This window comes from Paracoccus sp. UBA889 (assembly GCA_002294185.1).
Lineage (GTDB): Bacteria > Pseudomonadota > Alphaproteobacteria > Rhodobacterales > Rhodobacteraceae > Paracoccus.
In genome coordinates this window covers 1,893-14,155 of the sequence record DBFD01000057.1, presented here as the reverse complement: position 1 = coordinate 14,155, position 12,263 = coordinate 1,893, and the positions used below count along the sequence as shown (strand labels likewise).

Genomic DNA, 12,263 nt, shown 5'->3' with positions numbered 1-12,263 from the left:
GGCTTGGCGTTGATCAGATCCTGCGGCATCACGGTGTCGATCTCGACGCCCGACATGCGTTCGCGGATCGCGCGTTCCATCCGCAGCAGACCGACGCGATACTGGTTTTCCATCAGTTCGCCGACCGAACGCACCCGGCGATTGCCCAGGTGGTCGATATCGTCGATCTCGCCCTTGCCGTCGCGAAGCTCCACCAGCCCGCGCACGCAGGCCACGATATCTTCGGGGCGCAACGTCCGCTGGGTGTCCGGCGCATCGAGATTCAGACGCATGTTCATCTTCACGCGGCCGACCGCCGACAGGTCATAGCGTTCACTGTCGAAGAACAGGCTGTTGAACAGCGTCGAGGCAGCCTCGACGGTGGGCGGCTCGCCCGGGCGCATGACGCGATAGATATCCATCAGCGCCTGTTCGCGGTTCATGTTCTTGTCCGCAGCCATCGTGTTGCGGATATAGGGTCCGACATTGACATGATCGATGTCCAGAACCGGCACGTCGGTGACGTCATTGTCCAGCAGCACCTTGAGCAGGCCACCGTTCAACTCGCCTTCCTTGTCGTATTCGGCGGTGATTTCATCACCGGCCTCGGCATAGATCAGGCCGGTCTTCTCGTTGATGATATCCTTGGCGACAAAGCGTCCGATGATCCGCTCGAACGGAACAAGCAGCTTGACCTGATCGCCCGAATCCACAAGCTGCTTGACCAGACGCGGCGTCACCTTTTCGCCCGCCTTGGTGATGACCTCGCCCGTATCGGCATTGATCAGGTCATAGGCCGGACGGGTGCCGCGCACGCGCTCGGGGAAGAAGCGCGTGATCCATCCCCGCTCGCGACCCTTCTTCTTCAGCTTGTAATCGACCGTCTCGTAGAAGGCGTCCATGATGCCTTCCTGGTCCATGCCCAGCGAATACAGCAGCGTCGTCACCGGCAGCTTGCGGCGGCGGTCGATGCGCGCGAAGACCAGATCCTTGGCATCGAATTCGAAATCCAGCCACGAGCCGCGATAGGGGATGATGCGGCAGGCGAACAGCAGCTTGCCCGAGGAATGGGTCTTGCCGCGGTCATGGTCGAAGAAAACCCCCGGGCTGCGGTGCATCTGAGAGACCACGACCCGTTCGGTCCCGTTCACGATGAACGTACCGTTCTGCGTCATCAGGGGCATGTCGCCCATGAAAACGTCCTGTTCCTTGATGTCCTTGACCGACTTCGCACCGGTATTCTCATCCAGATCGAACACGATCAGCCGCAGCGTCACCTTCAGCGGCGCGGCATAGGTCATGTCGCGTTGCTGGCATTCCTCGACATCGTATTTCGGCTTTTCCAGCTCGTATTTCACGAATTCCAGCGTGGCGGTCTCGTTGAAATCCTTGATCGGAAAAACCGACTGGAACACGCCCTGGATGCCGTCGCCATCATTGTGGCCGGCACCCTCTCCCGAATTCAGGAACAGGTCATAGGATGATTTCTGAACCTCGATGAGGTTCGGCATCTCCAGCACTTCGCGGATATTGCCGTAATAGCGACGGATACGCTTCTGGCCGACATAGGATTGCGCCATGGGGTCTTGTCACCTTTCGTCTTCGCGCGCGCGCAACGGGTCGGGGCCCCCGAGGCGCGGCCTACGAATGCAGGGATGAGGTTCCATTCGTGCCGCACGTCCCACCGCGCGGCTCCCGAACCTCGAACATGCCCTGAAGGATGGTCCGGCAAAGGGACCGCCCTTCAAGACAGGTTCGGCAGGGGCCGGAAATTCCGGTCCCTGCCTCGTTCACTCAGCCATGGAACCGATTACTTCAGTTCGACCTTGGCGCCAGCCGCTTCCAGCTTCTTCTTCAGCTCTTCGGCTTCGTCCTTGTTCGCGCCTTCCTTGACCTTGCCGCCTGCTTCGACCAGATCCTTGGCCTCTTTCAGGCCCAGGCCGGTGATGCCGCGCACTTCCTTGATCACATTGATCTTGTTGGGGCCGGCTTCGGTCAGGACGACGTCGAATTCGGTCTTTTCCTCGGCGGCCTCGGCGGCGCCACCGGCAGCCGGACCGGCCATCATGACGGCGCCACCGGCGGCCGGCTCGATGCCGTATTCGTCTTTCAGGATGGTTTTCAGCTCCTGGGCTTCCAGCAGGGTCAGGCCCACGATTTCTTCGGCAAGTTTTTTCAGATCAGCCATTTTTCCGTTCTTTCCAGTTAGTGTTCCAACGTCGCGCTTTCAAGCACACGCCGGGAATCGGGTTGCGTCACGCAGCCTCGCGCTCTTCCAGAGTGCTGAGGATGCCCGCGATGTTCGAAGCAGGGGCGCCAATGGCACCGGCAATGTTCGCAGCGGGGGCGCCAATGCAGGACACGATCGAAGCGATAAGCTCGTCGCGCGACGGCATGGCGGCCACGGCTTTGACACCGGCCGGATCCAGAGCCGTGTCGCCCATGGCACCGCCGAGGATCACGAACTTGTCGTTCCCCTTGGCATAGTCCTCGCAGACCTTGGCCGCAGCCACAGGGTCTTCCGAGAAGGACAACACGGTCATGCCCGTCAGGTAATCGGCGATGCTTGCGCAAGGCTTACCCTCGAGGGCGATCTTGGCGAGCCTGTTCTTGGCAACGCGAACGGCACCACCCGCATCGCTCATGCGCGCGCGGAGGTCCTGCATCTGTGCAACCGTCATCCCTTCGTAGTGGGCAACCACGACGACGCCAGAGCTTTCAAAGATCTGGCCGAGTTCCTCGACCACCTGTTCTTTTTGCGCTCTATCCACGGTTTCACTCCAAGTTGGGGGTTTCCCCCCGGCTCTCACGTTTCCCGCCCCGGTCCGGGGCAGGTCGAGTCCGCTAGGGCAAGATCACCCGAAGGCCGAACCTTCGGAAAAATGCTTCTACCCATCTCAGGCAGGATATTAAGCTGGCAAGCCAGCACCCGCCGTCTCGGACGAATCGATACACGCGCAGACTGACATCTGCGCGCGGATCAGGCCGTCTCCTTAGTGCCTTTGGTTCGGGATGTGAAGGGCTATCTTGACCTGATCGCGACTTGGGCCATCATTTGCGGCCTTCGGACGAATCCGGACCTCCATCCGGCGATCATCCCGCACATGGCGGTGCGGCCAGGATCTTGCCTTGATTCGACCTTTCGGGCGCTTCCACGGTCGCCAAGCCTGTTTTGCTGAAATAAGACGGGGCGGGTCCGCAGGCCCGCCCCGTCATCATCATCGTCAAGGCTGAGTTACGCCTGCGTCGCGGAGACGACGTCGATCGACACGCCCGGGCCCATGGTGGAACTGATCGAGACCTTCTTCATATAGGTGCCCTTGGCGCCGCTGGGCCGCGCCTTGCTCACCGCGTCCACGAAGGCGCGGATGTTCTGGGCGAGCTTCTCGGCATCGAAGGACGCCTTGCCGACGCCGGCGTGAACGACGCCCGCCTTTTCGGCCTTGAACTGGACCTCACCGCCCTTGGCCGCCTTGACGGCTTCGGCGACATCCATCGTGACCGTGCCGACCTTGGGGTTCGGCATCAGGTTGCGCGGCCCCAGAATCTTGCCCAGACGGCCGACCAGCGGCATCATGTCCGGCGTCGCGATGCACCGATCAAAGTCGATCTTGCCCGACTGGATCGTTTCCATCAGATCCTCGGCACCGACGATATCGGCGCCCGCCTCCTTGGCCTCGTCGGCCTTGGGTCCACGCGCGAATACCGCAACACGAACATCCTTGCCGGTCCCGGCGGGCAGCGTCACGACACCGCGAACCATCTGGTCGGCATGACGCGGATTCACGCCCAGGTTCATCGCGATCTCGACCGTTTCATCGAATTTCGCGGTGGCGTTGTCCTTGACCAGCCTGACGGCATCCTCGACCGACAGATTCGCCTTGCCTTCGAACGCGGCACGTGCCGCGGCTTTCTTTTTCGCAATCTTCGCCATGGCTTAGCCCTTCACCTCGATACCGATCGACCGGGCCGAGCCCAGGATGATCTTCATCGCCTGCTCGACATCATTGGCGCTGAGGTCCTTCATCTTGGCCTCGGCGATCTCGCGCACCTGCTTGACGGTCACGGTGCCGGCGCTCGCGCGACCGGGCTTGTCCGAACCTTTCGGGCGGTTGCGCTTGCCCACCGGCTTCAGTCCGGCGGCCTTCTTCAGCAGAAACGAAGCCGGCGGCGTCTTCGTCTCGAAGGTGAAGGATTTGTCGGCATAATAGGTGATCACCACGGGAACCGGCGAGCCCTGTTCCATTTCCTGCGTGCGAGCGTTGAACTCTTTGCAGAATGCCATGATGTTGATGCCGCGTTGGCCCAATGCGGGACCGACGGGCGGGGACGGGTTCGCCTGACCCGCCTTGATTTGCAGCTTAAGCTGCCCGACGACTTTCTTGGCCATCTGGCCTTCTCCTTATCATCACGCCCCGTCCCTGATTGGACATCCGGGGCCCTGACTTAGCGGTTCGGCGGCGCGCCCCAAGGGGAAGACAGCCTCCCGCGACCAATCACGCGGTCTTGGCGACCTGCGTGAATTCCAGCTCGACCGGCGTGGGCCGGCCGAAGATCGACACCATGACCTTGATGCGCGAGGCGGCCTCGTCGACCTCCTCGACCATTCCCGAAAACCCCTCGAAGGGACCATCGGTCACGTTCACCTTTTCGCCCACATCAAAGCGGATCAGGTTGCGCGGGGCGACCGGTTCGCCCTCGCCCGTGCGGTTCAGCATCATGTTCACCTCGTCGTCGCGCATCGGCATCGGCTTGCCCTGCGCGCCGAGGAAACCGGTGACCCGGTTGATCGAATTGACCAGGTGATAGGTGCGATCAGACATGTCCATGTGAACCAGGACATAGCCCGGCATGAAGCGGCGTTCCGATGTAACCTTCTTGCCGCGCCGAATCTCGATCACCTGTTCGGTGGGGACCAGAACCTCGTCAATCTCGTCCTCAAGCCCCTTTTCGGACACCGACTGGCGAATCGCCTCGGCGACCTTCTTTTCGAAGTTCGACAGGACACTGACCGAATACCAACGCTTTGCCATGTCTCGATCGACCCCTGTTCGTCCTGATAGGGAATCGCGCGGCCGGGCCGGCAACTCCTTGAATTCCTGATATGTCCGCCAAAATTGAAATCGGCGTGCACGCGAGTTCGATGCACGCCGTCGCCGGACAGTCGGGGGCCAATACCGCTGCGGCCCCGAAAATGCAAGCCCGATCAGCCGCTGATCGCTTGAAGCCCCTGGGTCAGGCCAAAGCGGATGATCAGATCGACCAGAAAGAAGAACACGCTGGTCAGCGCGGCCATGATCATGACCATGATCGTCGTCGTGATCACCTCACGGCGGGTGGGCCAGGTGATCTTCGCGGCTTCGGCGCGGACCTGGTTGATGAACTGGACGGGATTGGCCACGAACGGCTCCTTCGGGTTTTCAGCCGCCGATGTATCGCCGATGCGCCGCCGTTTCAACCCTGCAAGGACGCATCCGAGGGCGACAGGAATGTGACCTTCGTCATCGCCGCCAATCGCGCGCAATCCTCGGCGTAGTCGCCGCCGCGCGGCAGGTCGGCGGCCGGGATGGCCGCGCGCAGGCCGGCATCTCCGGCGCCGCGCGGATGCGATTCCAGCGCCCGGTGCGCGATCTGGCGCCGGTCCTGCATCGTGTCGGAATGCGCGATCGCACCCAGATAATCGCGATAGGCCGCAGCCGACCATCCGATCCTGCGCGGCGCCGGATCGGGAATCAGCCGCGCGGCCTGCGGCCCGGCCATTCGCGCCAGCACCGACGGCCGCACCGAGCCCAGGTCCTCGTGGCGCCAGCAGACCAGGCTTTCGACGCCCGCCACCGACAGAAGCCTGTCCGCCAGATCGGACCAGCCCAGGCGTGCGCAATCCAGCCCCGCCAGATAATCGCCGATCCGCGCCTGCCGGCCCATTCGCAATTCCTCGCCAAAGGCCGAAATCAGGAAATCGGCGGGTTCGCGCACGGCCAGAAACAGCCTGATGCCAGAACCGTCCATCAGCCCGACCAGGTTTTCAAGCCGCGCCTGGGCAAGGGGATAAAGCTGCCCCCGGGGCGCAAACAGCCGTGCCGGCGTGGTGTCGCCCAGAATCAGCTCATCGGACAGAATCAGCCGGCCAGCCGATGCGCTCTCCTGCCGCAGCGCCCTGGCGGCCTGCCGCGCCTTCCATGGCGTCCGCCCGCAATCGTCCAGCAGGCGCCGAAGATCGGTCGGACCGGCGCGCAACCGGCGCGGCCCCATCCAGCCGATCCCCTGACGCGCCAATTGCGGCGCGGCACGATCGAAAGCGGTCTGAAGATGCGTGGTTGCGGTCTTGTGCGCGCCCAGATGAAGGCAGAGATTCATCGCAGCCGCCGGGCGGTTATTCCGACGACGGGCCTGGCAGGGGCAGGGGGACTCGAACCCACGACCCTCGGTTTTGGAGACCGATGCTCTACCAACTGAGCTATACCCCTGTGGCCGTGCGACCGTTTAAGGCACGGGGTGACGGGGTGCAAGGGTATTTCCACGCCTGACCAGCGGCGCGCGCCGGAACGACGGACGCCTATTCGGCCGCATCGGCGGCCAGAAAACCGCCCGACTGGCGTGCCCAAAGCCGCGCGTAAAGACCGTTTGCCGCCAGCAATTCGGCGTGGCTGCCCTGTTCGATGATCCTTCCCGCATCCATCACCACCAGCCGGTCCATGGCCGCGATGGTGGACAGCCGGTGCGCGATGGCAAGAACCGTCTTGCCCTGCATCAGCATCTCCAGCCGCGACTGGATCGCCGCCTCGACCTCGCTGTCCAGCGCACTGGTCGCCTCGTCCAGGATCAGGATCGGCGCATCCTTCAGCGCCACCCGCGCGATCGCGATCCTCTGGCGCTGGCCGCCCGACAGCTTCACCCCGCGTTCGCCGACATGCGCATCCAGGCCGCATCGCCCGAAACTGTCCGAGAGCCCCGGCACGAAACCATGCGCCTCGGCCATTTCCAGCGCCTGCGCGATCTGATCCTCGGCCGCATCCGGGCGGCCATAGGCGATGTTGTCGCGCACCGAGCGATGCAGAAGCGAACTGTCCTGCGTGACCACGCCGATCGCGCCGCGCAGCGAATCCTGGGTCACCCGCGCGATATCCTGCCCGTCAATGGTGATGCGGCCGCTTTCAAGATCGTGAAGCCGCAGCAGCAGGTTCACCAGCGTCGATTTGCCTGCCCCCGACCGGCCGACCAGTCCGACCCGCTCGCCGGGCGCGATCGTCAGGCTCAGATCGTCCAGCACCGGCAGCGGGCGCGCGCCCGGGGCGCCGCCATAGCGGAAGGTGACGTTCCGGAACTCCACCGCGCCGGGTCCGCGACGCAAGGACCGCGCGGCGGGCGCGTCCAGAACCTGACGGGGCAGCGCAAGGCTGGAAATGCCGTCGCGCACGGTGCCGATATTCTCGAACAGGGCGGCGAATTCCCACATGATCCAGTGCGCCATGTTGTTGAGTCGCAAGGCCAGCGGCACCGCGACCGCAACCGCGCCGACCTCCACCCGGCCCTCGGACCATAGCCACAGCCCAAGCGCCGTCACCGCGCCGATCAGCGCCACGTTGATCGCGTTCAGCGTCACGTCCTGAATCGTCGAAAGCCGCATCTGCCGGTGCACGGTCCGCAAGAAGGCGTCCATCCCGTCGCGCATCCAGTCTTCCTCGCGGGCGGAATGGGAAAACAGCTTGACCGTCGCGATATTGGTATAGCTGTCCACGACCCGCCCGGTCATGGCCGAGCGCGCATCGGCCTGTTCCTGCGCCACCCGCCCCAGGCGCGGCACGATCTGCCACAACATCAGCGCATAGGCCACTGCCCACAGCGCGAAAGGCACCGCCAGCCGCCAATCCTGACTACCCGCCAGCGCCAGCGCGCCGAGGAAATAGATCAGCACATAGCTGCCCACGTCCATGATCTTCATCGCGACCTCGCGCACCGCCAGCGCCGTCTGCATCAGCCTTTGCGCGATCCGGCCGGCGAATTCGTCCTGGAAATAGCCGATCGACTGACGCAGCAGATAGCGGTGGGCCTGCCAGCGGATGCGCTGCGGAAAATTGCCCATCAGGGACTGATGCAGAACCAGCGAGGCGATCAGGTTCAGCCCCGGCAAAAGGATCAGCAGCACCAGCGCCATCAGTGCCAGCCGTCCGCCCTGTTGCGTCCAGAACAGCGCGCGGGGCGTGTCGGCCATCCGGTCCACCAGGTCGCCCAGCCAGCCGAACAGCATCACCTCGATCAGCGCGATGACGCCCGAAAAGGCGGCAAGCAGCGTCAGCCACGGCAAGGCACCATGACTGTAATGCAGCAGAAAGCGCCACAGCGAGCGCGGCGGCATCGCCGGGCTGTCGCCGGGATAGGGGTCGATGCGGCGTTCGAACCACGCGAACATGGGATCGTCTCAGGCTTTGCGAAACCGGACAATATTGCTGACCCGGTGGCGAAGCCGAGTCAAGCAGGCTGATCTTTGATCGAGTTCGGAACATTGCCCGGCCGATGGCGTTTTTGCGGCGACGGGCCACGCCATCCCGGCACCAACGCCCCGGAAAGGAAATGCACATGACCGTCAAGAATCTGAAGGACCTTTATCTGGACCAGCTCGGCGATCTCTATTCCGCCTGCAAGCAATCCATGCCAGCCGTGACCGAGATGGGCCGCGCGGCCAAGTCGCGCGAGTTGTCCGAAGCCCTGATCAATGGCAATCAGGGCATTGCCCGCGGGATGGAGGTTCTGGCCGAACTTTGCAGCCGTCACGACGTCGACCCGACGGGCGAACATTGCAAGGGCATGGAAGGCCTTGTCGCCGAGGCGCGCAAACATGCGATCGAGACTGATTTTGCGGATGACGATGCCCAGGACGCGGCGATCATCACGCAATATCAGCGCCTCGCGCATTATGCCATCGCCGGCTATGGCTGCGTGCGGACCTTCGCCAACCGGCTCGACCTCGACAGCGACGCGGCCGCGCTTCAGGAATGTCTGGACAAAACCTGGGAAGGCGATCGGCACATGTCGAAGATTGCCGAGGGTGGTGTGAACGCGGCCGCGATGGATGGACGCTGACGCGGCATTCCGCATCCGATGACCGTCAACGCCCCGCCGGAACCGGCGGGGCGTCCTGATACGGGCGGGCTCAGACGTTGCCCGCCGCCATCTCGCCAGCGATGTGATCGGCCTGCCGGATCGCCAGCGCCACGATGGTCAGGGTCGGATTTTCGGCCGCCCCGGTGGTGAACTGGCTGCCATCGCTGACAAACAGGTTCTTCACATCGTGCGATCGGCCATTCTTGTCGACCACCCCGTCGCTGGGTTTTTCCGACATCCTGTTGGTGCCCAGATTGTGGGTCGAGGGATAGGGCGGCGTCGGCATCGTCCTGGTCGCGCCCACTTCCTTGTAGATGGCCTGCCCGACACCATAGGCATGGTTGCGCATCGCGATGTCGTTGGGATGGTCGCTGAAGTTGACGTTGGCCACCTTCAGCCCGAACCGGTCCTCGACATCGGAAAGCGTCACCCGGTTGGTTTCTTGCGGCATGTCCTCGCCCACGATCCAAAGACCGGCCATGTTCTCGTAGCTGTCCAGCGCCGTCGTGAACTCTCGTCCCCAGGCTCCGGGATCCAGGAAGGCCGCCATGAAGGGCAGCCCCAGGCTGAGCGTTTCCAGCTCATAGCCACCGACGAATCCGCGCGAGGGATCGTGTCTTGCCTCGTCACGGATGATGCCGGCCATGGTCGTGCCCCGCCACATCCGGACAGGCTTTTCGAACACGCCATAGACCGATCCGGTCGTATGCCGCATGTAGTTGCGGCCCACCTGCCCCGAGGAATTGGCCAGCCCGTCCGGGAACATCGAACTGGCAGAGTTCAGCAGCAGCCGCGGGCTTTCGAAACTGTTCCCCGCGACACAGACGATCCGGGCCTTCTGCATCTGCAGATTGCCATCCTTGTCGAAATATTCGACGCCGGTGACCTTGCCCGTGTCATCATGCAGGATGCGCGCGGCATGGGCGTTCTCGCGGACCTCCAGCTTGCCGGTCGCCTCGCCACGCGGGATGTCGGTATAGGCGGCGGACCATTTGGCGCCCCATTTGCAGCCCTGAAAGCAGAAACCCGTCTGCTGGCAAGAGATCCGGTCGTCATATTCGACACTGTTGATCGCCATGTTGCCGGTATGGACTTCCTTGTAACCAAGCGCCTTGGCGCCCTTTTCCAGCACCTTGTAATTGTTGCTGCCGGGAAGACGCGGACGGCCGCCGACACCGGTGACACCCAGCTTTTCCTCGGCCTTGTCGTACCAGGGCGCCATCTCCTCGCTTCCGATCGGCCAGTCCAGCAGGCTGGCCCCCTCGACCGCGCCATAGGTCGTCCTGGCCTTCCACTCGTGATCCTGAAACCGCAGCGAGGCGCCGGCCCAATGGACCGAGGTTCCGCCGACCGCCTTCACGATCCAGGCCGGCAGGCCCGAAAAATCCTTGGCCACCCGCCAGTCGCCGCTGGTCGTGCGCGGATCGGTCCAGGCCAGTTGCCCGAAACTTTCCCATTCGTCGTTCACGTAATCCTCGGGCAGATAGCGCCCGCCGGCCTCCAGGGCGACGACCTTGATGCCCTTCTGCGCCAGTTCGTTCGCCAGCACCCCGCCGCCGGCGCCGGTGCCGACGATGACCACGACGCCGTCGTCGTTCAGATCGAATTTCGCTGCTTCTGCCATGATTGTCTCTCCCCTCACAGCCAGTCGATGTCGTCGAAGCCGCGGTTGATATAGCCGCCCTGGGAATAGGATTCGCCCTCGTAGCCGAAGATCGGCCAGATCTCTTTCTGGTTATACAACCCGGTCACCAACCCCCCGCGCACGGTCTGGAAGAAGGGCGTATCCTCGATGGTCTTCAGGATCGTGACCCGGTCCGCTTCCCATCCTGCCGAAAGATAATCGTCGAAACCGGCCTCTTTCGCCGCGGCGTCCAGCGCGGCGACGCCTTCGGCGACCATCTGTTTCTGATCGTCGCTGTCATGGGACTTGACGGCGATGGCGTAGAATCGATCGCCGATCCTGTCATGCGGATAGATGTCGCGCGCCATCTGCAACAGCGTGGCCATCTCGTGTTCGCTGATCTTGCCGACCTCGACCGCCCAGGCGGCGTCGGGCGCGGCGATGAAACCCGCGCCCGCCACCGCCAGCGTGCCGGCCGCCGCCGCCCGCGACAACAGCGCCCGCCGGGTCAGCCCGTGCTTGCTGAGTTGAGACATGATTCCTCCTCCCTCACTTTCCTCCTGCGGCGGCCCTCCTCCGGCCGCCCGTTCAATCACCTGAAGCGGCCAGCCCGCTTCAGAACCTCGATCTGATAGCCATCCGGATCCGCGACAAAGAAGAACCGTGCGATCACCTCGTTGCCGGGCGCGAAATCGACCAGCTTGCGCGGCGCGAACCCCTCGGCCTGCAGCCGCGCGTGCAGCGCGTCCACGTCCTCGACCGAGAAGGCCACATGGCCATAGCCGTCGCCCAGGTCGTAGGGCTCGGTCCGGCCCTTGTTGACGGTCAGTTCCAGTTCCGTTTCGCTTTCGCCGTTCGACAGGTAGACCAGCGTGAAATCGTCGAAATCCAGCCGGTCCGCGACCTCCAGCCCGAAGCAGCGCCGGTAGAAATCGACCGAGCGTTCCTCGTCCAGAACCCGGATCATCGAATGGATATATTTCGCCATGCCGGCCTCTCCCCAGTTCGTCCATCATGGGACAAGACTAGAAGGCGGAACGCGGGCGTGGGTAGTAACGGGTTACTACGGACGTATTTATTCGGCCGCGATGGCGGTCTGACCCAGCTGCTGATCCTCGCCCAGGTGGATGGTGCAGGCGCAGCGCAGCAAAGAGGTAAAGTTCCGGGCCTCGCCATGCAGTTCCAGAACCTCGGCGTGAAGCTTGGAAATGAAAGCCGGCGTGCTCACCCCCTCACGCGCGGCGATGTCGTCGAGGATCCGCCAGAAGGCCCGTTCCAGGCGGATCGAGGTGGATTGCCCGTTCAACCGCAGGCTGCGGGTCTCGGATTCATAGCGTTCGGGGTCCTGCCCCGCGAAGATCTGGCACATCGGCTTGATCCCGGCTGGTGATGGGAAACCGAGTTTGCGCCGGAAGCGCGATCACGTCAACAAGATGCGATCGCGGGGATCACGCGATGATCGGCAAAGGTCGCGGTCCTCAGGCTGAGACTGCCGATCTGGCGGACAAGGAAGAACCGGTCCTCACGATCACCCCTGCAAGACCGCGCCAGGAAATCA

The 12,263-nt window shown here is 63.4% G+C and carries 13 protein-coding genes, 1 tRNA gene and 1 pseudogene; 1 reads left to right on the top strand and 14 read right to left on the bottom strand.

Going from position 1 to position 12,263, the window contains the following annotated elements:
• The 10 genes and pseudogenes from B4L36_RS11850 to B4L36_RS11805 all read right to left on the bottom strand — a co-directional run.
• A pseudogene (locus B4L36_RS11850) lies at nucleotides 1-1,499 on the bottom strand (DNA-directed RNA polymerase subunit beta); the annotation flags it as partial.
• Between the two features lie 290 nt (nucleotides 1,500-1,789).
• Nucleotides 1,790-2,167 carry a 50S ribosomal protein L7/L12 gene (rplL, locus tag B4L36_RS11845; RefSeq protein WP_292957396.1) on the bottom strand — a complete coding sequence of 126 codons (378 nt, stop codon included), beginning with the start codon at nucleotides 2,165-2,167 and terminating at the stop codon, nucleotides 1,790-1,792.
• 67 nt (nucleotides 2,168-2,234) lie between these two features.
• Nucleotides 2,235-2,750 carry a 50S ribosomal protein L10 gene (gene rplJ, locus B4L36_RS11840; RefSeq protein ID WP_292957393.1) on the bottom strand — a complete coding sequence of 172 codons (516 nt, stop codon included), beginning with the start codon at nucleotides 2,748-2,750 and terminating at the stop codon, nucleotides 2,235-2,237.
• A gap of 464 nt (nucleotides 2,751-3,214) precedes the next feature.
• Nucleotides 3,215-3,913, bottom strand: a complete 699-nt coding sequence (rplA, locus tag B4L36_RS11835; protein ID WP_292957390.1) for a 50S ribosomal protein L1 — start codon at nucleotides 3,911-3,913, stop codon at nucleotides 3,215-3,217.
• Nucleotides 3,914-3,916: 3 nt separating this feature from the next.
• Nucleotides 3,917-4,369, bottom strand: a complete 453-nt coding sequence (gene rplK / locus B4L36_RS11830; protein WP_292957387.1) for a 50S ribosomal protein L11 — start codon at nucleotides 4,367-4,369, stop codon at nucleotides 3,917-3,919.
• A 106-nt stretch (nucleotides 4,370-4,475) separates the two neighbouring features.
• A complete protein-coding gene (nusG, locus tag B4L36_RS11825; RefSeq protein WP_292957384.1) occupies nucleotides 4,476-5,012 on the bottom strand; it encodes a transcription termination/antitermination protein NusG in 537 nt (178 codons plus the stop codon).
• Between the two features lie 173 nt (nucleotides 5,013-5,185).
• On the bottom strand, nucleotides 5,186-5,380 hold the full coding sequence (gene secE / locus B4L36_RS11820; protein ID WP_292957382.1) for a preprotein translocase subunit SecE: 195 nt from the start codon (nucleotides 5,378-5,380) through the stop codon (nucleotides 5,186-5,188).
• 53 nt (nucleotides 5,381-5,433) lie between these two features.
• Nucleotides 5,434-6,336 (bottom strand): hypothetical protein, encoded by a 903-nt coding sequence (locus B4L36_RS11815; protein ID WP_292957380.1) that lies wholly within the window; start codon nucleotides 6,334-6,336, stop codon nucleotides 5,434-5,436.
• A gap of 34 nt (nucleotides 6,337-6,370) precedes the next feature.
• Nucleotides 6,371-6,446: transfer RNA gene (locus tag B4L36_RS11810), tRNA-Trp, on the bottom strand.
• An 89-nt stretch (nucleotides 6,447-6,535) separates the two neighbouring features.
• Complete coding sequence (locus B4L36_RS11805; RefSeq protein WP_292957378.1) at nucleotides 6,536-8,389, bottom strand: ABC transporter ATP-binding protein; 1,854 nt, start codon at nucleotides 8,387-8,389, stop codon at nucleotides 6,536-6,538.
• 167 nt (nucleotides 8,390-8,556) lie between these two features.
• Here B4L36_RS11805 and B4L36_RS11800 point away from each other — a divergent pair, with 167 nt between their 5' ends.
• A complete protein-coding gene (locus B4L36_RS11800) occupies nucleotides 8,557-9,060 on the top strand; it encodes a DUF892 family protein (RefSeq protein ID WP_292957375.1) in 504 nt (167 codons plus the stop codon).
• A gap of 70 nt (nucleotides 9,061-9,130) precedes the next feature.
• Here B4L36_RS11800 and B4L36_RS11795 read toward each other — a convergent pair whose 3' ends face one another.
• The 4 genes from B4L36_RS11795 to B4L36_RS11780 all read right to left on the bottom strand — a co-directional run bounded on the left by B4L36_RS11795 (nucleotide 9,131) and on the right by B4L36_RS11780 (nucleotide 12,074).
• Nucleotides 9,131-10,705: a GMC family oxidoreductase gene (locus tag B4L36_RS11795; RefSeq protein WP_292957372.1), complete on the bottom strand. Its 1,575-nt coding sequence runs from the start codon at nucleotides 10,703-10,705 to the stop codon at nucleotides 9,131-9,133.
• A 14-nt stretch (nucleotides 10,706-10,719) separates the two neighbouring features.
• Nucleotides 10,720-11,241 carry a Twin-arginine translocation pathway signal gene (locus B4L36_RS11790; protein ID WP_292957369.1) on the bottom strand — a complete coding sequence of 174 codons (522 nt, stop codon included), beginning with the start codon at nucleotides 11,239-11,241 and terminating at the stop codon, nucleotides 10,720-10,722.
• 56 nt (nucleotides 11,242-11,297) lie between these two features.
• Nucleotides 11,298-11,693: a VOC family protein gene (locus tag B4L36_RS11785; protein WP_292957366.1), complete on the bottom strand. Its 396-nt coding sequence runs from the start codon at nucleotides 11,691-11,693 to the stop codon at nucleotides 11,298-11,300.
• A gap of 87 nt (nucleotides 11,694-11,780) precedes the next feature.
• On the bottom strand, nucleotides 11,781-12,074 hold the full coding sequence (locus B4L36_RS11780) for a ribbon-helix-helix domain-containing protein (RefSeq protein WP_292957363.1): 294 nt from the start codon (nucleotides 12,072-12,074) through the stop codon (nucleotides 11,781-11,783).
• Nucleotides 12,075-12,263 lie beyond the last annotated feature (189 nt).

What these genes read in the sequence shown, in the direction of transcription:
- rplL (WP_292957396.1), bottom strand. Translation starts at nt 2,167, where the DNA reads ATGGCTGATCTGAAAAAACTTGCCGAAGAAATCGTGGGCCTGACCCTG.
- rplA (WP_292957390.1), bottom strand. Translation starts at nt 3,913, where the DNA reads ATGGCGAAGATTGCGAAAAAGAAAGCCGCGGCACGTGCCGCGTTCGAA.
- rplK (WP_292957387.1), bottom strand. Translation starts at nt 4,369, where the DNA reads ATGGCCAAGAAAGTCGTCGGGCAGCTTAAGCTGCAAATCAAGGCGGGT.
- nusG (WP_292957384.1), bottom strand. Translation starts at nt 5,012, where the DNA reads ATGGCAAAGCGTTGGTATTCGGTCAGTGTCCTGTCGAACTTCGAAAAG.
- B4L36_RS11815 (WP_292957380.1), bottom strand. Translation starts at nt 6,336, where the DNA reads ATGAATCTCTGCCTTCATCTGGGCGCGCACAAGACCGCAACCACGCAT.
- B4L36_RS11805 (WP_292957378.1), bottom strand. Translation starts at nt 8,389, where the DNA reads ATGTTCGCGTGGTTCGAACGCCGCATCGACCCCTATCCCGGCGACAGC.
- B4L36_RS11800 (WP_292957375.1), top strand. Translation starts at nt 8,557, where the DNA reads ATGACCGTCAAGAATCTGAAGGACCTTTATCTGGACCAGCTCGGCGAT.
- B4L36_RS11795 (WP_292957372.1), bottom strand. Translation starts at nt 10,705, where the DNA reads ATGGCAGAAGCAGCGAAATTCGATCTGAACGACGACGGCGTCGTGGTC.
- B4L36_RS11790 (WP_292957369.1), bottom strand. Translation starts at nt 11,241, where the DNA reads ATGTCTCAACTCAGCAAGCACGGGCTGACCCGGCGGGCGCTGTTGTCG.
- B4L36_RS11785 (WP_292957366.1), bottom strand. Translation starts at nt 11,693, where the DNA reads ATGGCGAAATATATCCATTCGATGATCCGGGTTCTGGACGAGGAACGC.
- B4L36_RS11780 (WP_292957363.1), bottom strand. Translation starts at nt 12,074, where the DNA reads ATGTGCCAGATCTTCGCGGGGCAGGACCCCGAACGCTATGAATCCGAG.